At 26.8% G+C, this 22,137-nt stretch carries 18 protein-coding genes; 10 read left to right on the forward strand and 8 right to left on the reverse strand.

Annotated elements, in window-relative coordinates; genetic code table 11:
• Positions 1–32 precede the first annotated feature (32 nt).
• Entirely contained in the window at positions 33–1,703 is a 1,671-nt protein-coding gene (locus METBO_RS04315; protein WP_227717255.1) for an ABC transporter ATP-binding protein, read from the forward strand.
• 19 nt (positions 1,704–1,722) lie between these two features.
• Here the strand turns inward: METBO_RS04315 and METBO_RS04320 are convergent, their stop codons facing one another.
• A complete protein-coding gene (locus tag METBO_RS04320) occupies positions 1,723–2,139 on the reverse strand; it encodes a hypothetical protein (RefSeq protein ID WP_013644453.1) in 417 nt (138 codons plus the stop codon).
• Positions 2,140–2,235: 96 nt separating this feature from the next.
• Here METBO_RS04320 and METBO_RS04325 point away from each other — a divergent pair, with 96 nt between their 5' ends.
• From METBO_RS04325 to METBO_RS04355, 7 genes are all read left to right on the forward strand, one after another.
• Positions 2,236–3,387, forward strand: coding sequence for a nucleotidyltransferase domain-containing protein (locus METBO_RS04325; protein WP_013644454.1), 1,152 nt, complete (start codon positions 2,236–2,238; stop codon positions 3,385–3,387).
• Between the two features lie 130 nt (positions 3,388–3,517).
• Complete coding sequence (locus METBO_RS04330) at positions 3,518–4,705, forward strand: glycosyltransferase (protein WP_013644455.1); 1,188 nt, start codon at positions 3,518–3,520, stop codon at positions 4,703–4,705.
• A 211-nt stretch (positions 4,706–4,916) separates the two neighbouring features.
• Positions 4,917–5,813 carry a glycosyltransferase family 2 protein gene (locus METBO_RS04335; protein WP_013644457.1) on the forward strand — a complete coding sequence of 299 codons (897 nt, stop codon included), beginning with the start codon at positions 4,917–4,919 and terminating at the stop codon, positions 5,811–5,813.
• A gap of 90 nt (positions 5,814–5,903) precedes the next feature.
• Positions 5,904–6,935, forward strand: coding sequence for a glycosyltransferase family 4 protein (locus tag METBO_RS04340; RefSeq protein ID WP_013644458.1), 1,032 nt, complete (start codon positions 5,904–5,906; stop codon positions 6,933–6,935).
• 24 nt (positions 6,936–6,959) lie between these two features.
• On the forward strand, positions 6,960–8,792 hold the full coding sequence (locus METBO_RS04345; protein WP_013644459.1) for a hypothetical protein: 1,833 nt from the start codon (positions 6,960–6,962) through the stop codon (positions 8,790–8,792).
• 134 nt (positions 8,793–8,926) lie between these two features.
• The gene (locus METBO_RS04350; RefSeq protein WP_013644460.1) at positions 8,927–9,985 is read left to right on the forward strand and encodes a glycosyltransferase family 4 protein; all 1,059 of its coding nucleotides are present in this window, start codon (positions 8,927–8,929) and stop codon (positions 9,983–9,985) included.
• 4 nt (positions 9,986–9,989) lie between these two features.
• Positions 9,990–11,201 carry a polysaccharide deacetylase family protein gene (locus METBO_RS04355; protein WP_013644461.1) on the forward strand — a complete coding sequence of 404 codons (1,212 nt, stop codon included), beginning with the start codon at positions 9,990–9,992 and terminating at the stop codon, positions 11,199–11,201.
• Position 11,202: 1 nt separating this feature from the next.
• Here the strand turns inward: METBO_RS04355 and METBO_RS04360 are convergent, their stop codons facing one another.
• Positions 11,203–12,525, reverse strand: a complete 1,323-nt coding sequence (locus METBO_RS04360) for a phenylacetate--CoA ligase family protein (protein WP_013644462.1) — start codon at positions 12,523–12,525, stop codon at positions 11,203–11,205.
• Between the two features lie 393 nt (positions 12,526–12,918).
• On the opposite strand from METBO_RS04360, the gene METBO_RS04365 reads away from it, so the two are divergent.
• On the forward strand, positions 12,919–14,157 hold the full coding sequence (locus METBO_RS04365) for a polysaccharide pyruvyl transferase family protein (RefSeq protein ID WP_013644463.1): 1,239 nt from the start codon (positions 12,919–12,921) through the stop codon (positions 14,155–14,157).
• A gap of 7 nt (positions 14,158–14,164) precedes the next feature.
• Here the strand turns inward: METBO_RS04365 and METBO_RS04370 are convergent, their stop codons facing one another.
• The 3 genes from METBO_RS04370 to METBO_RS04380 form a co-directional block, all read right to left on the reverse strand.
• Positions 14,165–15,445 (reverse strand): Coenzyme F420 hydrogenase/dehydrogenase, beta subunit C-terminal domain, encoded by a 1,281-nt coding sequence (locus METBO_RS04370; protein ID WP_013644464.1) that lies wholly within the window; start codon positions 15,443–15,445, stop codon positions 14,165–14,167.
• Positions 15,442–16,878 carry a flippase gene (locus tag METBO_RS04375; RefSeq protein WP_013644465.1) on the reverse strand — a complete coding sequence of 479 codons (1,437 nt, stop codon included), beginning with the start codon at positions 16,876–16,878 and terminating at the stop codon, positions 15,442–15,444. Before METBO_RS04375 ends, METBO_RS04370 begins: the two co-directional genes overlap by 4 nt.
• Before the next feature lie 745 nt (positions 16,879–17,623).
• Entirely contained in the window at positions 17,624–18,589 is a 966-nt protein-coding gene (locus tag METBO_RS04380; RefSeq protein WP_013644466.1) for an SDR family oxidoreductase, read from the reverse strand.
• A gap of 115 nt (positions 18,590–18,704) precedes the next feature.
• Here METBO_RS04380 and METBO_RS04385 point away from each other — a divergent pair, with 115 nt between their 5' ends.
• A complete protein-coding gene (locus METBO_RS04385) occupies positions 18,705–20,051 on the forward strand; it encodes a nucleotide sugar dehydrogenase (protein WP_013644467.1) in 1,347 nt (448 codons plus the stop codon).
• Positions 20,052–20,396: 345 nt separating this feature from the next.
• Here the strand turns inward: METBO_RS04385 and METBO_RS13570 are convergent, their stop codons facing one another.
• From METBO_RS13570 to METBO_RS04395, 3 genes are all read right to left on the reverse strand, one after another.
• Positions 20,397–20,555 (reverse strand): hypothetical protein, encoded by a 159-nt coding sequence (locus METBO_RS13570; protein ID WP_158304884.1) that lies wholly within the window; start codon positions 20,553–20,555, stop codon positions 20,397–20,399.
• A gap of 260 nt (positions 20,556–20,815) precedes the next feature.
• Entirely contained in the window at positions 20,816–21,445 is a 630-nt protein-coding gene (locus tag METBO_RS04390; RefSeq protein WP_013644468.1) for a metal-dependent hydrolase, read from the reverse strand.
• Complete coding sequence (locus METBO_RS04395) at positions 21,442–22,053, reverse strand: hypothetical protein (RefSeq protein ID WP_013644469.1); 612 nt, start codon at positions 22,051–22,053, stop codon at positions 21,442–21,444. Before METBO_RS04395 ends, METBO_RS04390 begins: the two co-directional genes overlap by 4 nt.
• Positions 22,054–22,137 lie beyond the last annotated feature (84 nt).

Here is a 22,137-nt window from a genome sequence, read left to right on the forward strand (position 1 = left end):
CAATAAGCTTGTTACAAGGAATTAGCTTATTAATGTTGATACCGTTACTTCAGTTGGTTGGCCTAAATGTTAGTGATGGATCCATTGGTCAAATAGCATCTATTGTTTCAAACTTTTTTGTTCTGGTACATATACAACCCACCTTACCTCTTGTCTTGTTGATTTATGTGCTTATAATAAGTTCAATAGCTGCATTGAATAGGATACAATTAATACAATCATCATTTATTGCATACCAATTTTCAGCTCAACTGCGTAAACGCTTATATATAGCCATAACAAAATCTAACTGGTTATTTTTCTCAAAAAATAAGTCTTCGAACTTTACCCATGCACTTACTAACGAAATTGAAAGGATTAGTATGGGAACAACTCAATTCTTAGCATTATTGGCAAGCATAATGATTCTAGTAGTGTATATAATATTTGCACTCAAGATAGCAGGCTTACTTACAGGGATAATATTTTTAATAGGTGTAGTAATATTATTAATTCTAAGGCGGAGAGTTCTAAAATCCCGTGAAACAGGTGAAAATATAACTTACACAACTAAAGATCTTTATTCATCAATTATTCAACATATGGATGGAATGAAAACAATAAAAAGTTTTGGAATGCAAGATACAAATATTGAATATTTTTCAATTCAAACAAATAAAGTCGCATCAAATTATATGGATACTATAAGAAGCTACGCCGATGTTAAATTCATCTTTGATGTTGGAACTGTTGTTGTACTTTCAATAATGGTTTTGTTTTTAATTAATATTTTGAATTTACCAATGGCAAGCCTTTTTTTACTAATTTATATTTTTGTAGTTATGATACCTCAATTTTCGACTGTTCAAAGAAGTTATCAATATTCAATTAATAGTTTACCTGCTTATGGAAATATATTAAAGTTGGAAGAAGAGTGTATTTTAAATGTCGATTATGAGGATTCTAAAAAATCACACTTAAAGTTTGAAGATTGTATATATTTTGAAAACGTTTCTTTTGCTTATGAAAGTCATAAACAATACTCTGTAAATGATGTGAATATCAAAATACCCAAAGGCAAAACTGTTGCTATTATAGGGCCGTCTGGAGCAGGAAAAAGCACTGTTGCTGACATTTTGATGGGACTGATCCAACCGACAAAGGGTAAAGTTAGTGTTGATCAGAATAATATATTTGATTCTAAAAATTCTTGGAGGAATCATATTGGATATGTGGCACAGGAAACATTTTTGTTCAATGAAACTATTAAATTCAACTTGCTTTTATCGAAACTTAATGCAACTGATTATGATATTATTATTGCACTTAAAGCTGCGGCCGCATATGAATTTGTATCCAAACTTCCATATGGAATAAATACAGTTATTGGGGATAGGGGAGTAAAACTCTCAGGAGGGGAAAAGCAACGTCTTGCAATGGCTCGGGCATTGCTTAGAAAACCATATTTATTAATATTGGATGAATCGACCAGCAATTTAGATTCTAAGAATGAACAAAAGATTTTAAAAGCAATTGATGATCTACATGGAAAAACAACGATTTTTATGATTGCCCATAGATTTTCAACAATTAAAAATGCAGACTTGATATATTTAATGGATAATAGTAAAATTTTAGAATTTGGAACTTGGGAAGATCTTCTAAAAAGTAAAAATAAATGGTTTAAGGAGGTTTATAATACTCAAATGCAATATATTGAATAATAATTTGAATAAATCAAGATCATAAAGTTCCACTAGCACTTAATATTTTCACTTCGTATTTTACTATATTATTATTATTATCAGGGAATTCAACATAAAATTCAGAAGCACCTTTGGCGGGTATTGTAGATGGGTAAATATTAGCACTGTTATTTGTTACTATTATATTTCCATTAACATCGTAAGCTGTTGAAGCTATTTTTAATTTAAGTGCATCATTAGAGTTATTATTAATTAAATATCCGCTAACAAAATAATATTGAGCACCTGTAGATGATTTATGATAAGTATTTGCTGTTGTATTGTTTGAAAGATAAATCGAATCTATTGATACTGTTTTCTCTCCAAATGTTCCATTATACGTTTTTGTTGTACAACCTGATATTATTATTATTAATATTATTATTACAAATATAAAAATTCCTTTTTTGATCATATATATCACTGGAAGTATCTTAATTTTAGTCCATAGTTATTTAGTATATATAACGTGTATATATACTAAATAATTCGGGTTTTAATGGAGATATTCATGAATAATGACAAAGATTTCAATCTAAACACTGAAGATAAAATTCTTCTTTTTTGTGCAAGAAATAGATCCGATCCTGAAAATAAATTAGAACTAGAGGCAATGATTCATGAAGACTTAAATTGGCAATATTTATTTGAAATTGCTACAATACATAAATTAAAGCCGCTTTTATATTATAATCTCAATACTATTGTTCCAAACAGAACCTCTAAGAATTTTTTAGATGATCTTAAAATATACTATAAAAAAAATGCTCGGAAAAATCTTTTATTAACCGGAGAATTAATAAGAGTTACAAACTCTTTAAATTCACAAAATATAAACTCATTTACCTATAAAGGACCTACTCTTGCAACTTTAGCATATAAAAATATAGCTTTAAGAGATTTTAGTGACATAGATTTAGTTGTAAGTTTGAAAAATGTTAAAAAATCCATTATTGTATTGAAAAACATGGGGTATACATCTACTTTTCCATCAATGTTGGAAAAAGGCAATATTTGCCTAAAATACCATAGAGCGCATGTATTGAGTAAAGGGAATGTTAATATTGACTTACAATGGGGTTTATCCTTTATTAAACATGAAAATTTAAATAATTTCGAAACGAAAGATTTGATTAAAATCAATATTAACAAAATTGAATTACTTACTCCAAATGTCGAGAATCAAATTATTATATTAGTTATGCATAATGCTAGTCACATGTGGCATTCTTTATCATTATTATGTGATTTAGATGGTCTAATTAGCATGAACAAAGTGAATTGGAATGAAGTTAAATCATTAGCAACTAAAATCGGAATAAATCGTATATTATTAATTAATTTATTGTTGTTGAAGAATGTTATGGGTAATCCGGTATTAACTGAGTATTGGGGTGATACTTTGGATATAAAGGCTGAAAAATTAGCAAGTAAAATTGAGAAAAATTTTTTTAGTCCAGAAAAATTTGCGGATAGCTTTTTTAAAAGAGCATTGTTACAATTTCAAATAAGAGAAAATAAAATTGATGGATTGAGTGATCTATTTTATTTGGTATTTAATCCAACTGCGGAAGATTATCAGAGAATTTATATACCTAATTCTATATTTAAGTTATACTATTTAATTCGGCTATTTAATTTAATTAAAAAGTATTTAAAATAATTCAATATCAAACTTTTTCAAAAACAAATTAAATAATTAATTATTTAGGGAAATACTAATGTTAAATCACATAACACTGCAAATAATACATTAACTTAAAATAATGGTGATTTAAAATAATGGTGATTAAATGGATATTTTAATAGTTATACTTTATATTGTCATGTTTCTTTTAGTATGGCAATTTGTTGGTTATCCTGCATTAATGGGTTCAATTGCATTCATTAGTCGTAAATATACTAAAAATAATGATAATACATTTAAAACCTCAGTATCAATTTTGGTACCCACATATAATGAGGAAAAAGTGATTAGATTAAGATTAACTAATCTAATGAAATTAAATTATCCTAATGAACTTTATGAAATAATAGTTGTAGATTCGGGGTCTAATGATAAAACAAAGGAAATAGTTGAAGAAATAATGGATAAGCAGATTAATCTTAAACCAGAATTAAAATTAGCAATTCAATCGGAAAGAAAAGGTAAAGCTTCTGCTATCAATTTTGGAAAACAGCATTGTAATGGCGAAATTGTTCTAGTTACTGATGCGAATGCAATTTTTGAAAAAAATGTCTTGAATGAGATAATTCCTTGTTTTAAAGATTCTAATGTTGGGGGAGTTGGTGGCAGGTTTGTTGTTTCAAATCCAAATGCAAATTTGACATCTTCTACTCAGTTTTATTGGACTATAGAATATATCATGAGAATGGGAGAATCTATTTTAGATTCAGTTTGTCTTTTTCATGGAGAAATGCATGCATGGAGAAAAGGATTGATTCATTGTGATGAAAAAATAATTTCTGAGGATTTAAATATAGCTATCCAACTTAGAAAAGCAGGATACAAATTAAAATATGCTCCTGATGCATTAGTATTTGAACAAACTCCAAATAATATAGATGAACAAATTATTCAAAGAACTAAAACTACTGTTGGGACTTTACAGAATATTTTTAAATACTGGAAATTTTTTATAATTCCAAGGAATTTGTATGTAGCTTTTATTTTTCCCTCTCATAAAATATTGCCGATGTTATCTCCTTTTTTACTTTTTTCAGTGTTGGTACTTTATATACTTATATGGAACATTAATGTCATTTTAATAAATATTTTTATTTGTATCATGATATTCGGGTGTTTGTTAATTTATTTATTAATTATAAAATCATATTTTGAAAGAAATAAAGTATCGGGATCTTTTTCACTATTTAAAATAGTAAAATATGTTTTAATTAATGAATTTATAGTATTAAAAGGTTGGAAAGATTATATTTTTAATAATTATTCTGTTTTATGGGAGAAAGTTAGTAGATAATGTATATTATATTTAAAATTGGGATAATTTTAGCAAACAAACGAGTAAAGTATCAGAGAATTTTTGTTCCTATAAAACAGGACATAATTTTTGGAAATTTTGTGCTTGTTGAATAATCCAATATGTAACGTATAAATTCTTGGATAAAATAAATTATCTAGAAAATTAAAGAAGTTTGATTAATAAATATTAACTGTGATTTGGTGAAAAAATGTGTTGTAAAGTTTCAATTATACTCCCTACTTATAATAGAGGTTTTATAATAGGAGATTGCCTAAAATCTGTAATTACACAAACTTATGATAATTGGGAATTAATAATTGCAGATGATGGTTCTAATGATAATACTGAAGACATAATTAAGGGTTTATCTAAAAATAACCAAAAAATAATATATTATAAAAATTCACAGAATTTGGGATTGCCAGGTAACAGAAATAAAGCTATTAAAGAAGCTTCAGGGCACGTTGTTTTTTTTATTGAAGATGATATGGTACTTAGAGCGGATTGTTTAGAAAATTTGGTAAAAACATATGAATTACTATCTAAACAGGGAGAAAAAATTGGGGCAATATGTCCATCATTAATTACACAAATATCCTATAACACAAGTCAAAGAGGAGTTTTAAATCATGTTAGGGATTCAAGAAATGATGATCTTGAAAAAAGTCCATGTATAATTGATAAAAAGACAGGTTTAATCTATCGTAATTTTTCTCCGAAATTTAATGGAATTATTATTGTTGAAGACTGTCATTCTTGTTCTTTATATCCTAAGGAAATTTTCGAAAAAATTCAATATCCTGAGAATATCTATACTGGCAATTATATTGGTGAAGAGTCTGAAATGAACATAAGACTGCGAAAAATGGGTTATAATTTGTATTTCCAACCTAAGGCTGTAATGAATCATTTTGTTCAAGAAAATGGAGGTTGCAGACTCCCACTCTATAAATGGTCTTATTATTTTATAAGGAATCACAGTCTCTTTTTAGCAAGAAATTATAGTTATAAATTTGTTTATATGGAATCTTTTTTTCTGTTTTATATTTTGCGAACTGTAGTAAGTTTTTCATTTTTAAGTTTAAATAAACAACCTAAAAAATAATTAAATTAAAGGGGGAATAACATTAAAACTAAAATTTGCTTTACTGCGTTAGGATCCTATAATCTGTTAACAAATTCCAATATTGATGAATTGGTCGGTGGAGCAGAATTACAATATACTATGCTTTCGGAACAATTAAAAAATCATTTCAATGTTTCATTCATTGTTTTTGATCATGGTCAAGACTCTCATATAAAAGTTAATAATATTGATCTTTTTAAGGCTTGCACTTTTAACGAATTTTCTCAAAAAAAATATTTCAAGATAATCATTGCTACTTTTAAAGCATTAAATTATTCTGGAGCAGATATATTTATGTCTAGATCAGGAAGGATATTTCCAGCAATAATAGCTTTTTATTGTTTTATTACTGGTAAAAAATTTATTTATTCTATTGCATCAGACATGGATGTTGACATTACTAATTTTGGGTATATTGAATTAATTCTTTATAGATTTATCCTTAAACGGGCAAATATGGTTACTAGTCAAAGTCACTTCCAAAAAAAACTTTTAAAGAAGAATTTTGGTAGGGAGTCGTATGTAATCAAAAATGTTTATTCCTTAAAAAAAAGAAAATCTGAAAAAAATGTTGAAAAATCCATTTTATGGGTTTCTACAATAAAAAAAGGATGGAAAAATCCAGATTTGTATTTAGAATTAGCTCGAAAAATTCCAAATATTCCTTTTGTAATGATTGGAGGTCCATCAAACGATGATCCAAATTATTATCAAGAAATAAAGATGAAAGCAAAAAATATATCTAATTTAGATTTCAAAGGTTACATCCCGTATAACAAAATAGGTAGCTATTTCACAGATGCTTCAATTTTTGTGAATACTTCTAGTGTCGAAGGATTTCCTAATACATTTTTACAAGCATGGGAATCATATACTCCTGTAGTTAGTTTATATATAGATCCCGATGAAGTAATATGTAACAATAATCTTGGATTTCATTCTAAAGAATTTGAAAAAATGGTAAAAGACGTAAAAATATTGATTAACAATAATGAACTAAGAAATCAAATGGGTCAAAATGGCAGAAACTTCATTGAAAAAGAGCACAATATAAACAATATAAGTTGCAAATTAATAAAACTACTTAATTCTCTAAATTAAAAAAATCTGGATAAAAGTGGAATAATGAGTTCAAATAGTTTCTTTTACAAATTTTTTGATAAGATCGATTTAATAATCGCCTTTATATTACTCATTACGGGATTGTTCTTTAGTTTTTTCCAACTTATAAAAAATTCTAGTCCTTCTGTACCAATATTATTTATAATCTTTTCAATATTATATGTTATATTTAGAAATGAAAAACTTGATATAAATAGTATCCAATTAAAATTTAAGTATTATAAATTAAACGAAATATTTTTTGTTATTTGTTTTATTTCATTCATAGGATTATTCTATTTATTTAATTATCCTTTTCCTTTAGTAAATTTATTATTATTAGCAACTTTAATTGGACTATCCATTTTAATTTCTATATTTACCAAATCAAACAATAGTTGGACAATATTAATAAAAATTATTTTACTAACAGTATTAATTAGAGCAAGTATATTTTATGCATTTCCAGTACCTTATGGGGTAGATCCCACATTTCACATTGTTTTTGCACAAAATATTGCAAATTCAGGTCATTTGCCTTTAACAGATGAAAGTTATTCTTATTATCCATTATATCACATTATATTAGCATTATTAAATGAGTTAACGAAACTTTCATTTTATAATTTATCATTTATTATTGGTATAATACAACTTACCATTGTATTTCCAGTAATATTCATAATTGGAAAAAAGGTTTGTAATGAGGAAATAGCATTATTGGCAGTTTTTATTTTTGGAATTTCTGGGTCGGTCATAATGGGTTATTTAATTCCTAATATGTTTGGATTAGCTATTTTTGCTTTATTATTTTATATAATATTTAATCAAAGGAATATCATTTTTGCGAGTCTATTTCTTATTTGTTCCTTGTCTCTAAATTTAATTCATCCATATCCTGCAATAAATCTGATACTTATGATGTTGACATTGTTTATTACGATTAAATTTATGGATTATTTACAGATTGATTATTCATATAAATCTGTTTATATTAAATTGGAATCTATATTAATAGTTATTGTTTTATTCCTTACAAATGCGCTGGTATGGGGATATAATCCATTCCTTAGGACTGCAATTTTAAACTCATTTGCAAAAGAAAAATCATTTGATATATCTGGATCAGTAGCAAATTTATCACTTGTGAACGTTTATAATGATTTAAACTATATTTTTTTGGGATTGGCAATTTTTTCTTCTTTATATTGGATTAGTTCAAAAAAAAGGGATGGAAACAAAATTTTTTTAGGATTTTTAACATTAGTTATGATTGGGGTATATGTTGCAATATATGGTTTAGGATTATCATTTATACCCTTACCATACAGAATGCTTCCATTTTTATTTATACCCATTTCAATACTGGCTGCGCAAGCAATTTTTTATATCCACAATATATTAAATAATAGAATTTCAAATGGAAAAGGCATAACAATTTTCATAATAATCTTAATAACATCTTTGTCTTTTGTTTCATTTACATCTGTAAATGTTTATCCGGATTTTGAATTGTATCATGGTGAGTTAGGTTATACAAATTCTCTTAGTACATCGGAAATTGCAGTATTGCCTTTTTTGGGAAACTTTACAAATTCCAATGCGAATTATGATGGTTATTACAAGCAGTACATATTAAATGCTAATATTAGCGCACCCTACCCATCTGATAACTCCCAGAAAGTTAATATGATGGTTTTAAGAAAATATTTCCTAGAAAACTCTTATCTTCGAGGATTATCCAATTTTCCAAAAATTAATGGAACAATTTCTCAAAATAAATATGAATCCATAGAAGGAATCGAGAATTGGAATATAATATATAATAATGGTGGCTTATGGGTTTATGATAAATAATTAAAAAAAAATTATGAAAACAATTAAAAATATGTACATCAATATTTAATTTCTATAGTGTTATAAAATTTGGATGTGGTTTAATTAATATAGCAATAATTTCTCCAGCAATTTATCCATGTATTACTGGGGGTATGGAAATTTTTAATTATTATCTCATTTCAGGGTTTATAGAGAATAAATACAAAATATTTTTATTTTCAAATTGTGAGTCTAATTGGAATACTGAATATTTATCATTAATAAATTTGAAAGAAAGACAATCTTTGAATAATGTTATATCGGTGATATATGATATTTTAATCAATTTATTTAAACTAAGAAAAGAAATTGATGTTATACATGTTCCATATGCCAGTAATTCACCGATAATATATCCTGTATTAATAATTTATTTATTCTTTGGTATTCCATATAATATCACTATTCATGGTGGTGGTTTAAAATCGTGGAAACCTAAATTTGTACATAAATATTTTTTTAAAAAAGCGGAATGCATTATTGCTGTCTCAAAACCAGTTAAATATGAATACAAGAAAAGGATTGATAAATCAATATGTGTTATTCCACCATTAATTCCATTTACCAAATCTTCATTTAAAAAAAATGAGTTGAGAAAAAGATACCAAATTGATACTATGAGTAAAATATTAATTTCAATAGGTTCAATTAAAAATATAAAAAGATGTGATATTCTACTTAACGCATTTCTAGCATTTGAAAAGGAATACATCAAAAAAAATAAGCTTTTACTTATTTTTGTGGGTGAAGGGCCTCAAAAAGAAAATCTTCTAAGAAAAGTAATAGAAAATGGTTTTTCTAAATACGTGATTTTTTTTGGGGAATTACCATATTCACAAATAAAGGATATTTATGAATTGGCAGACATATATGTGATATCCTCAATATTTGAATCAAAATCTATTTCATTGTTAGAAGCAATGTTTAATGGTTTAACAATTATTGGTGCTAATGTTTCAGATATAAACAACACAATAACAGATGGTAAAACTGGTTTATTATTTGAAGTAGAAAATTCTAAGGATTTAAAAGATAAGATGATCCAAGTAATTGAAAATGATTTGTATGCTAAAAAATTAGGATTAAATGCGGAAAAGAACTTCTATGATAATTTTAGTTTTGATAAAGTATTATCAACATATTTAAATGTTTTTAAAAAAACTTCAAGGTGAATAAATGTTTAAAATTCCAGTACCAGTAATAATGTATCATAGTGTTGGTATTCCTTGTAATAAATGGCATTATAACTTTCTAACATGTCCACATAAAACATTTGAGAATCAATTGAAATGGCTAAGAAAAAAGAATTTTAATTCAATTTCATTAAATCAATTATATGAATCTATGAAAAAAGGAACTGATTTGCCTAAAAATCCTTTCTTAATTACATTTGATGAAGGATATTTGGATAATTGGACATATGCTTATCCTTTATTAAAAAAATATGGATTTAAAGCTACAATATATGTTAATCCCGAATTTATTAGTAATAATAACGTTCATGAAAACTTAGAAAATGTTTGGAATGGTGATACTAATTTTGATAATATTGAAAATGTAGGATTTCTTTCTTGGAAAGAAATTCGCATAATGGAAGAAGATAATGTAATTGATATACAATCCCATACTTTAACTCATACCTCATACCCAATAAGCCCTAAAATAATTGATTTTCGCCATCCTAAAGATCTATACGGTTGGATGAGTTGGAATGATAATATTGACAAAAAACCATATTTACAGATTGATAATGAAAATTTTATAAACTTTGGACAACCAGTATATGAAAATGAACGATCAATAGGGGCCAAAATTTATTATCCTGATGTAAATTTGGATAAAATTTTGATAGATTATGTCAAAGAAAATGGAGAAAAAGAATTTTTTGAATCAAAAAATTGGAAAAGTTTATTATTAAACATAGCTAATGAATATCGAGAAAATAATCTTTTTGAGGAAATATATGAAAATGAAAAACAGAGACAAGATAGAATTGTGTATGAATTAAAAAAATCTAAAGAGATAATAGAAAAAAAATTGAATAAGAAAGTGGAATTTTTATGTTGGCCTGGAGGAGTAACTAATCTTGAATCTCTTAGAAAAGCAAGTGAATTGGGTTATAAATCGTCAACAGCAGGAAAAGATATAAAATATGAAAGAAAAATGATGAAAAATGTTTATGGTGAGGATCCATCTAGAATTAATAGAGTTGGTGCAACAATATATTGGGATGGATATGAAGGTTTTGGGAGTAAGGTCAAATATTTTGATGGGTATACATTAATTAAATTTTTACATAAGTTCCAAAATAGAAATAAATTTTTTGTTTATCCTGTTTTAGGAAGTGTTTATTTAGCTACAAAATTTTTTTATAACCTTAAAAAATGAATTATTTGTTTTTCAAATTTGAAATTATAAATCTATGCTTTCCTGATTTAGGTAAAGGAATTTCATTAACTATAATTATTTCAATTTTCATTTCAATACCACAAATTGACTTAAGTTTGTTAATTAATTTCTCAGTATATTCTATCTTATAATCTGCATTAACTATGATTTTGATAATTATTTTGTTTTTATTTTTTTGTAAAATTTGAAACTGTTTAATTCCATTTATATGTCTAAAAAATATAGTCCAAAAAGTTCCACCTATATGATTGCCATTCGTGCCAACTATAACATCAAATATTCTACCTTCAATATTGATTAAAGGTAATTTCCGGCCACAATTACAATTTTCTTCTATAATATTACCATTGTCACCGATTTCATAATTAATAAAGGGCATTACATAATTATCCAAGTCAGTAATTATTAAATTGGAATATTTGCAATTCTTTGATTCTAAAAATTGAATATATACGTGTTCCATATTTAAATGCATTCCCATATGTTCCGAACATTCATGGGCAATCGGACCAAATTCTCTACATCCATATCTGTTAAAAATATTACACTTAAATGTTGACTCTATCAGATCACGTTGATAATCAAAGAGGGTTTCTCCTGAAGTGATAATGGAGTTTATATCGATATTAAGTATTTCATTTTGATTAATATATTGAGCAAAAGTGTTTAATGATGATGGGTAAGCTACTAATACTTGGGGGGAATGCTTAACTATTTTTTTTGCATATTCGCCCATTTTATCATCATTTAAATTAAATGAGGATAAAAATAATGTTCCTGCAAGTTTATTATACATTTTTACTAAAAAGCGATCTTGTAAAGATATATCAAATTGACTTCCCCATAAATATACATTTTTCACACCTAAATTTAAACCCGCCCATTTATTACCTCTTATTGTTAAAGCTTCCCTAATATTTAAACGATTTTTATCGTTATAAAAGAACAAATTCTCACCAGTTGATCCTCCCGATGAATTTTTAATAAAGTCTTTATCTTGGCACAATATGGATTTCATATCATTTATATTATCATTGATGTCACGTTTTGTTATTATTGGAAGCTTTTTTAGCTGATCTGGAGATTTTATATCTTTTGGATCAATATTCTCTGATTTATACAGCTTTCTATAAAAAGGTACATATTCATATGCATAAATAATTAGATTCTTTAATTTTTTCCATTGAAGTTTTTCCAATTCTTTTAATGACCAAAATTGTGTTTTTTCATATTTTTTTAGATTCTCAAAAATATTTTTATATTGATATGAGTAATATGATGCAATGAACTGTTTTCTCCACATTTTTAAACCTTTAAATTAACTTGATGATATAACTATTCATAAAAGGTTATAAACATTATTGTTATTGATTAATTTTATCTATACCTGATTATAACTTATTATAGTTGAATGTTAATTAATTCAAAAATGTTAAACAGACTCATAATTAGAAAGACAATAGAATTTATACCTGCAATTTCCCTAATTCTTGTTTGAAATCAATTTTAACTACCAAAAAAATATTAAATATTTTTTTCAAACCTATACTAATCCATCCCTTTCAACTAAAAATCCAACAATTAATATTTTAGACATTAAAGTAATAATTATATGTTAAAAGAAATTATCTAAAAAAAAATATTAAATTCAACAACAAAAAAAAATTTTAAAAACAAGTTAAATTGGTGATAAACATTGAAAATATTGTTAACAAATGTTGGTGAGAAGAATAAAGGAAATTCTGCTTTAATAATTTCGACTATTGAAACTTTAAAACACTACATGCCAAAAACAAAATTTATTTTGATTGGAGGAGGAAATGGAGAAATAAATAATCTAAAAATTGAAAAACAATTTAGTTCAGAACTATCAATAAAAAAACCGGATAAAACTATAAAAACTTTTTATTATTTATTTTATTGTAGTTTAATAAGATTGATTAGAATTTTAGGATTTAATTGTAGCATTAAGAAAAAATCACCTCTATATTATTATGATTATGTTGATGTAGTTATAAATAGTGGAGGAGATCACTTTAGTGGAGAATATGGTATAGCTGTACTTAATAATTTTATTAATCTGAGTTACTCAATATTCCTAGGAAAAAAGGTAATTTTATATGGTGAAAGTTTGGGCTATTATAAAAATAAGAATATTAACTGGATAGCAAGAATTGTTTTCAATCGTGTTGATTTAATATTGGTTAGAGATGAATTATCGGTTAAATATTTGCATGATAATCATATTAACAATAATAAAATTGCATTTACTGCTGATCCTGCTTTTTTATTAGAAGTAATTCCTGAATCAGAAATAGTAACTATACTGAAATCTGAAAAAGTTGATATAAAGAAACCTATTGTAGGAATGAATCCTAGTGGATTAATTTCAAGGTTCGATAAAACGGAATGCGGTAATGACGAAAAAATTATTCAAATATTCGTCAAGATCATAGATTATCTAATTGAAGAAAAAAATGTTAATATTCTTTTAATTCCTCATGATTATACTCCATATTATGATGATCGAAAAGTAATAAATTCCATATTTGAAAAATCTAATTATAAATCGAGTATATTTGTTATTAATGGAGAATATGATCCTCGAGAATTAAAAGGTATTATAAGCAAATGTGACATGTTTATAGGAAGTAGAATGCATGCGACTATAGCATCTACTTCTTCTTTAGTTCCAACTATTGGTATAGCATACAGTCATAAAATGAAGGGCATTATTGGTAAAATGTTAGGACAAGAAAAATATATAATTGATATTAATGATTTTGACTATCAAAAATTGCTTATTTTAGTTATAGATATGTGGAACAATAGAGCGGATATAAAGAAAGAATTAGAAATAGTAATACCTCTTGTAAAAGAGAAAAGCAGTCTAAATGGGAAGTTAGTTAAAGAACTTATAATGTCTGAATCCTAAAAAAGATTTAAATTCTTTTTTTTCGATTTATTAAAGTAGGGAATAATTTGTATAATACTAAAATTTTATCCGGTATATGAGGTAATAATTTCCTAAAAATAGAAAAAGAAGCTAAATATATACTTAAATATATATAAATTGATGTTACGTAATCCATTAAATAAGGATTTAGGTGTTTAATATTATATTCCGGCGAATTTCTAGAAATTTTAATGCGGCTTTCAAATGATTTTTTTTTGAAATATAACATTCCCCTCTGAGACTCAATAACTTTTCCTACATCAATTTCATTTAAATTTATTTTGTTATTTTCATTTAATGAATATAATAATTCTAAACTAAATTTAGTACGAGAAATAATTATAGAAGAACCTATTTTATCATTTGAATATTCTGGCAGCCAGGCATCTCCAAAAGAGATATCAGCCAATTCATTCGTACCATCACAACACTTAAGACATCTAAATGGGATAAAAAAGTTCAATCCTATGAATTTCCAATACTCATTCACTATTATTTCATGTTTGTGATCAATTATTTTCATAGATCCTGGCCATCCTTTTCCTCTATATTCTATATTTTTTATTTTTTCCTCATTTAATGATAATTTCTTTAATAATAATTTCGTTCCATTAAACGTAGGAGTATAAATACAAAAGATTCCTAAATGGATTATTATTTTCTTTCTAAGTTTATTATTAATTTTTTCAGCTTTCCTAATCCCATGAATGTGGCAAGGTAACCCAACAACTGCAATTTTTTTGAGTTTAGTTGTCATTAATTCGTTTAAGGCAGAATTCAATGGAACTGGACAATATTTTGATTTAGAAGCTTCAATTATTTCTTCTTTAGTTTTCGCAATAAAAGGTTCTGGAATTAGTGGATTTCCTTTTTTCATTCGAGTAACTAATGCGCCATCGATTATGCCTAATTCCAAACTTGAAATCAATATTTGTGTAATCATTCCCCCTGATGATGAATTATATCGGATATGCATATTCGTGGAATAACCGATAAATGTATCTAAAAATTTTCCAATTAATTGATTTGTATTACATTTATTAAATAATTCTGAGCTTAAAGAATTAAAATCTAATTCATAACCTGGACAAGATTTTATACATAACTCACAATCATTACATAACTTTTGATTAATGTTTGGCAAATAAATTCCTTTTTTTTTATTAATAACCATTTTTATGGAATTTTTTGGACATACTGATTCACATGTCCCGCATCCAACACATAGACCTTTTTTAGATACTTCTAAAATATTATTAATAATCACTTTCGAACCTCTTTTAGTTGGTTAATTATGAACTTATCATCTTCTGATTTGAAAGTTCCTAACAGTATTAAAATTAAAAAATAAATTATTGATGACGCAAATATTATTAAAATTATTGAAAATGTTTTAAAATAAAAAGCAAAGCCCCCCATTATGAATGAAGCTATGATAGGATTAACAAAATTTTTTATTACTATTATATTATGATAATACTTATTGGTGAAATATAAAAATGATACATAAAGGAAAAGCTCAGATAAAACAGTTGCAATACTTGCACCCAAAAAACTAAAATAGGGGATCAAGATCAAATTTGAAATAATATTAAATATAACACTCAAAAACACACAAAAAGTTCGAATTTTTTGTTTGTTTATTGAAGTTAAAAGTGTTCCTGTAATATTACTAATCAATCTAATTGGTATAAAGAATGTCAGTATTTGGAATGCTAGTATTGAATCAAAGTATTTTATACCATAAAATAGTTCAATCAACTGTTTAGATAGTACTAAACAACCTATTGTAATGGGAAGTCCAATTATTATCATATATTTGGATGACATTATTGCCATCCTTTTAAGTGAATCCTCAGAATGTACGTAATATCTAGACATCACTGGATAAATTGTTGTAGCAAACATATTTGTTAAGATATTTCCTAATGCTAATAGTGGATTATAAGCAGCAGCATATATTCCAACAGCATAATTATCTTTTATAATGGAAAGTAAAATAGTATCAAATCTAAAAAAAAAGTTTGCAAATATTGCATTTAATCCAAATGGCAGCGATTCAATTATCATTTTTTTACAGAAGTTTAAGTCCAAACTTATTGTAAGTTTAGTAATTTTTTGTCTAAAAATAAAAAAACCTAAAAGTGCGTTAAAAAATCCAGATAATACATATACGTATGCTAGTTGTATCAATCCATAATTATTTAAGAGCACATAAAATGCAATAGGGATCAAAATAATATTTCCTAAAATTAATATTAGATTAGAATATTCCATTTTTTCAAATGCTTGAAATACAGAAACAAATGTTTGTGAAAATGAAGTAAAAATAGTGTAAATACCAAAAAGATACACAATAGTTACCATTAACGGAGGATAATTTAATAAATTGATAGTTACAGCGATAAGTCCAATAGTGACAATAGACATTACTAATTTTATAATTAATGCATTTGACATATATTTATTAGTACTATCTTTATCTCTAGCAATTTCGCGAATAATCATTTGACTAATGCCCAAATCAGTAATAATGCTGAATAGCATTGTAAAAGATATGGCAAAATTATATTCCCCAAATTCAGATGTTCCAAAATATCTAGCTATGTATATCATCAAAATAAACGAAGATATCGCTAGGATTATTTGAGATATTCCGGTAATCCCAATATTTTTTGTTATTTTTTGTACTGAATTCATTTTTCCGCAGTTTAATAAATTTTTTTAGAATGACAATTTTTGATCTACTAAATTCATATTACACTTATATATGTTGAATGTTAGCAAGGATTATGTTAGTTTAATGGGGTTTTGAAGAATTTTTGTATTTACATTAATCTGTTTATAGTTTTAATAGTTGCAAATTAATAATTACTAGTTCCTATGTTGTAAAGTAGTTATATGGGATTAATGACTTATGTTTTTGTATTAATTTTCTTTTTTTAAATTTCTCATTGAATCATGAATCAAATAGGTTTTTCGGATAAAATTTATAAAATGAATATTCTCGGTTTATAAAAATTATGAAGTCAAATACAAATAATAACTTTTTCATAAATATTTAATTTTAAAAAGGATTAATTATAAAGAAATGGCTTTGTAGAAACCCTTTTTTTAGTTGATTTGTGTTGATCTGTAAATGTTGTATATTGTGTTTTTGAGTAGGGCTTATTTGTTTGATAGTTGTGTGCATCTGCTGTGGTTTTTACTGTTAAATTTTCATTTTATTGTTTAATTAAAAACAGGATAAACGAAACCTGAAACAAAATCTTTTGTATTTACTAAACAAACCACAATAAATCTTGGCTTCAAATAAAAAAAATGAGGGTTTCTACAAGGCCAAAAAAATTTAATATTTATTATAAATTACAACAATAAACTACAGTTAGTTAACATTTTTTTGATTTACATTTGCAGATAAATTTTTGATTTGTTGTAGATAATGCTATTTGGTTGTATTCTTTGGATTTGTATCATTCCAAAAAAATTCAATTGTTAATTTCAATTCATTAATAAAATCATCTTTAGGGTTGTATCCTATAGATTTTGCAGTTTTAATATCTGCCAATGAGTGGTTAATGTCACCAGGCCTAGGATCGACATATAATGGGGTAATGTTTTTTCCCATTATTTCATTTAAAATTTTAATTAAATCATTAAGAATTATTTGCCGACCACAAGCTATATTGAAAATTCCAGTATTATTAGATTCACATGCTTTAATATTAGCATTTACCACATTTTTAACATATGTGAAATCACGACTTTGAGTTCCGTCACCATAAACCATAGGAGATACTCCATTTTTTATTGCTGTTATGAATTTAGGGATAACTGCAGAGTACTGTGAATTAGGATCCTGTCGTGGACCAAAAACATTAAAATATCTAAGTGAAACTGTTGGAAGTCCATAAATTTCCTCAAATATGTTACAATACAGCTCTCCAGTAGCTTTGGTAATTGCATATGGAGATTTTGGATTTATTGGCATTGTTTCAACTTTAGGTAATTTGGGTGTGTCTCCATAAACTGAAGAAGAACTTGCAAATACAACCTTTTTTACTCCAGTTTCATGAGCTGCATTGAGTACTTTTAAAGTACCAGTTATGTTTGTTTCATTAGAACTAATTGGATCTTTAATACTCCGTGGAACACTTGGTAATGCAGCTTGATGAAGTACATAATCTACATCTTCAAAAATATCATTTAGATCCAATTTGTTTACGTCTCCAATTTTAATTGATAATTCATCTTGGAAATCTTGAACATTCTTAATGTTTCCAGTTGATTCATTATCAACTATAGTAACATCGTTTTTTTTGCAAAGTTCCTCAGAAATATGGGAACCAATAAATCCTAAACCGCCAGTCACAACTATATTTTTGTTTTTAATTTTTTTATCCCCTTTCAATCATGTCTTTGTAATATTAATCTTTTGGAGAATTTATATATTGTACTTTACCATATATAGAATATAAACTAAATCAAGGATATCTAATATTTAAGATAATTTCGTGGGGTTTACTATGGGGAATCTGTTGGAGAGGATTCAAAAAAGAACGGCTATAATTGCTATAGTTGGATTGGGTTATGTTGGCTTGCCTACTGCGATTTTCTTCGCTGAGAATGGGTTTAAAGTAATTGGGGTTGAAAAGGATGAAGTTAAACTAACTAAAATAAAAAAGGGTATATCAACTATAGGTGAACTGAATTTAGACATGAGGTTATCAAAAGTAGTAAATGAAAAAAAATTGATTGGAACTGCTGATCTTAAATGGGCAACAGAACAATCTGATATTATAATTTCAATTGTACCCACACCCGTAGACGAATTTAAAGATCCGGATCTAACACCAATTAAATCTTCAGGTGAACAAATTGCCAAAGGATTAGCTGAAGGTAAACTTGTAATTTTAGAATCAACTGTTTATCCTGGAGTAACAGAAGAATGTTTACAGCCAATATTAGAACAATCCGGACTTAAAGCAGGAACAGATTTTGGACTAGCTTACTGCCCTGAAAGATACAATCCTGGTGATGTTGATCATGGTATTGAAAAGGTTTCTAGAGTTGTGGGTGGGATAACACCTGAATGGGCTGAAGTAACTCGTGAACTTTATAAAATTATTATTAATGAAGATGTCAAAGTATTAAATAATATAAAAACAACAGAAGCTGCTAAGGTAATTGAAAACACACAGCGAGATTTAAACATAGCTTTAATGAATGAACTTGCAATGATATTTGAACGTTTAGACATAGATGTGATGGATGTAATTGAAGGTGCAAGTACTAAATGGAATTTCAACGTGTATTATCCTGGAGCGGGTGTTGGGGGGCATTGTTTACCTGTAGATCCGTATTATTTGGTTAAAAAGGCCAAAGAACTTGGATACCACTCAAAAGTTATTGCAGCAGGCAGATCAATTAATGATAACATGCCTTTGCATGTGATGAATCTTGTTCAGGATGCTTTAAACGAACAGGAAAAATCAATAAAAAATTCCAAGATCGTTGTTTTAGGATTTTCATACAAAGAAAATGTAGGTGATCCAAGAGAATCCCCTGCAAAAACTTTAACCAAAAACTTAGTTTGGAAGGAAGCTGAAGTAGTAATAGTTGATCCATATATCGAGGAAATCAATGAAAAATTTGGAGTCTTAAATAATAAATTCTCAGATGCAATAAATGGGGCTGATGCATTGGTTCTCATGACAGCACATGATGATTTTAAATCAATAGATTTTAACGAAGTTTTAAAATCAATGAATACTCCAATAATTGTTGATGGGAGAAGAATTTATGATCCTGATGAATTGAGGGATATGGGCTTCCATTACAAAGGTGTTGGAGCTGTAAATACAGTAAAATAATTATTTTTTTTATTTTTTTTGGTTTCATTTCATGCCGTTATCGCACGAGATGCAAACATTATGGTAGTTTTATGTTTTGCTGTTAATCTTTAAAAAATAGGACGTGAAATAACTCTTTAACGATGTATTAATGAATATTCTAAGTATTATGACAATATTTTATCTATATTTGGTTTTTAGAAATTTTTCAACGAATCATATCATATAGCTTTTTTCGAATTTTGGGATCGTTCAATAATTCATCCAATAATTTATTTCTTTCATTATAGTTTGTTTTTTTCTTCAAATTTTTCCTTCATTTCTGTTAGTTCTTGGGCTAATGCAGCTATTCCTTCATCTTTTGAGTCAACGAAGTTTTTTTTCTGAATACATTGTTTTCAACTCCTTCAGTTTTTCTTTATCTATAGAAAGTGAAGGTAATACTTCCAAGTAGTGATTTTTAAGGTCATCTGGATTTATTTGCCAATAAGTCGTATCCTTTTTGTTTATTTTATGACCTGCCATGTAGTCTGCAAATATTTTTGAGGAATTATTATTGATTATAATCTGATGAAATATTTTCTTAAGCCATTAGCTCTCCAAAAACTATAGGTATATTCCTTTTGAAAACCTGCCTTTAAGTCTAATCTGCGGAAATTCGTCACAACCTTATCTCTTGCTTAATTTGTTTCCAAAGACATATTACAAAAATAGTATCTGCATTAGTTTTTATCCGAATTTTCTTTTTCTACCATAACAATGTTCTTTAGATAAATATATGTATGTTAATTAGGTGGTTCGGTCTTGATTTTGATGGTGGTTTCTGTCTCATTAATCTTGTCTACAATAATTGTCTTATTTTTTTCATGATTTGACTGGATATTGATGTTTATATTGTTTTTTTCCATATTTACTCCACTTGTATTGGTGTTATTATGATATATATCATTAACTGGAAGTATGGTGTTTGTTAGGGTATTTTGAACGGGTATTGTTAGATAAAACATCATTGGAATTAATAGGAATATCATTGTTAAACTAAAAGCTTTATCTTGATTTGTTCCTGTTTTCACTCGTCGTTTCCCATTAAACACTACAAAATTGGTGTTCCATAATGGTGAAAAAATTGGTGTTCCATATGTTGTCATCACATCCAGTGCTGAATGTGATATGAGTCCTATTGTGAGTGCAGCTCCCACAGTAAAATTGAAGTATCCAATGATTATGGTGGGCACGATCCAGAATATTGAATGTCCATAACTTTTATGTTTACCTAAAATTTTATCTAAAAGATCTGGAAATACCGATATCCATCCTGCAAGGAAGACACCTAAGAAAATCTGATTCAAATTCTTTAAAATTGCAAATGATAGGAATAAAACAAGAGCACCAGCAATATGGGTATAACTTTTCATGGTCTGCCACCCATGTAAAACAGTGTTCTAAATATTATAAGTACAAACCAAATAGCTCCAATCAAAACATATACATTTTGTAGGGCAGATGAGACGAATTTAAGGTAGAATAATGAACAGTAGAAAGTTATAATAATGTAAAACACATATGTTACGTTGATTTCATTTGAAGTACTGTTTTTTTCGTATTCTTCGTTATTAACAAATTCGAATTGTTTAAAAAATGGGTAGATTTCTTTCTTAAATTGTTCTGAAAAACTGCAGATAAACTGTATATTCGGTGAATTATAGAGTTGCTGGTATACTTGGGCAGTTCTTTTAGTCAACCTCTCAAAGTTGTTGAAGATTATTATTAATCGATCGTATTCTGGGTCATTGATTATGAGATCTGTAAGATCTGGTATTGTCATAGGGTTTAAAGGATTTTTATCATTTACTCCTATTGTATTGATAATTTCTATTAACCTTCCCTTAATTGGTGTGGGTTCATTAAAATAAACACAAATATGGTCTTCTTTTAATTTTGTGTAACACTTGTACACATTTTTATCATAGAAAATGATATTGGTATTTTTATCAATTTTGTCTAGAATCTCTGAATCTTCCATACCATTATTATGATCATTTAATAATATAGTATTAACTAATTTGTGAAAATTAATGTAGAACCGTGAAATTCTAAATTTTTAGAA

The organism is Methanobacterium lacus (genome assembly GCF_000191585.1).
GTDB lineage: Archaea > Methanobacteriota > Methanobacteria > Methanobacteriales > Methanobacteriaceae > Methanobacterium_B > Methanobacterium_B lacus.

Excerpts from the sequence above, each read along its gene's own strand:
- METBO_RS04315 (WP_227717255.1), top strand. The coding sequence starts at position 33 with ATGTTGATACCGTTACTTCAGTTGGTTGGCCTAAATGTTAGTGATGGA.
- METBO_RS04320 (WP_013644453.1), bottom strand. The coding sequence starts at position 2,139 with ATGATCAAAAAAGGAATTTTTATATTTGTAATAATAATATTAATAATA.
- METBO_RS04325 (WP_013644454.1), top strand. The coding sequence starts at position 2,236 with ATGAATAATGACAAAGATTTCAATCTAAACACTGAAGATAAAATTCTT.
- METBO_RS04330 (WP_013644455.1), top strand. The coding sequence starts at position 3,518 with ATGGATATTTTAATAGTTATACTTTATATTGTCATGTTTCTTTTAGTA.
- METBO_RS04335 (WP_013644457.1), top strand. The coding sequence starts at position 4,917 with ATGTGTTGTAAAGTTTCAATTATACTCCCTACTTATAATAGAGGTTTT.
- METBO_RS04345 (WP_013644459.1), top strand. The coding sequence starts at position 6,960 with ATGAGTTCAAATAGTTTCTTTTACAAATTTTTTGATAAGATCGATTTA.
- METBO_RS04350 (WP_013644460.1), top strand. The coding sequence starts at position 8,927 with ATGGAAATTTTTAATTATTATCTCATTTCAGGGTTTATAGAGAATAAA.
- METBO_RS04355 (WP_013644461.1), top strand. The coding sequence starts at position 9,990 with ATGTTTAAAATTCCAGTACCAGTAATAATGTATCATAGTGTTGGTATT.
- METBO_RS04360 (WP_013644462.1), bottom strand. The coding sequence starts at position 12,525 with ATGTGGAGAAAACAGTTCATTGCATCATATTACTCATATCAATATAAA.
- METBO_RS04375 (WP_013644465.1), bottom strand. The coding sequence starts at position 16,878 with ATGAATTCAGTACAAAAAATAACAAAAAATATTGGGATTACCGGAATA.
- METBO_RS04385 (WP_013644467.1), top strand. The coding sequence starts at position 18,705 with ATGGGGAATCTGTTGGAGAGGATTCAAAAAAGAACGGCTATAATTGCT.
- METBO_RS13570 (WP_158304884.1), bottom strand. The coding sequence starts at position 20,555 with ATGGCAGGTCATAAAATAAACAAAAAGGATACGACTTATTGGCAAATA.
- METBO_RS04390 (WP_013644468.1), bottom strand. The coding sequence starts at position 21,445 with ATGAAAAGTTATACCCATATTGCTGGTGCTCTTGTTTTATTCCTATCA.
- METBO_RS04395 (WP_013644469.1), bottom strand. The coding sequence starts at position 22,053 with ATGGAAGATTCAGAGATTCTAGACAAAATTGATAAAAATACCAATATC.